This window comes from Cellulomonas sp. A375-1, from assembly GCF_001040865.1.
Classification (GTDB): domain Bacteria; phylum Actinomycetota; class Actinomycetes; order Actinomycetales; family Cellulomonadaceae; genus Cellulomonas; species Cellulomonas gelida.
In genome coordinates, this window is the sequence record NZ_LFKW01000151.1 from 1 (window position 1) to 430 (window position 430).

At 72.8% G+C, this 430-nt stretch carries 1 pseudogene; it reads right to left on the reverse strand.

Annotation, left to right across the window (positions count from 1 at the left end):
* Window positions 1-430, reverse strand: a pseudogene (locus CWIS_RS19100) (ABC transporter); the annotation flags it as partial.

The window sequence follows — 430 nt, forward strand, 5'->3', positions numbered from 1 at the left end:
CGACTCGCGCTGCTCCTCGCGCACGGTGTCGACCTGGTTGAGCACGACGAGCATGGAGGTGTCCTGGCCCGCGAGCGCGCGTAGGTAGCCCGCGTGCAGCGCCTCGTCGGCGTACTTCTGCGGGTCGACCACCCAGACGAGCAGGTCGGCCTGCGGCAGCAGGCGGTCGACGACCTCGCGGTGCGCGGGCTCGACGGAGTCGTGGTCCGGCAGGTCGAGCAGGACGAGCCCGCGCAGCGGGGCCTCGGTCTCGCCGTCGAGCAGGCTCTCGCGCTGGATCCGCAGCTCGGCGTGCACACCGAGCCAGTCGAGCACGGCGTCGCCTCCCGGCCCCCAGACGCATGCCGTGACCTGCGAGCTCGTCGGGCGGCGCACGCCGACCTCGGCGAACTGCAGCCCGGAGATCCGGTTGAACAGGCTGGACTTGCCC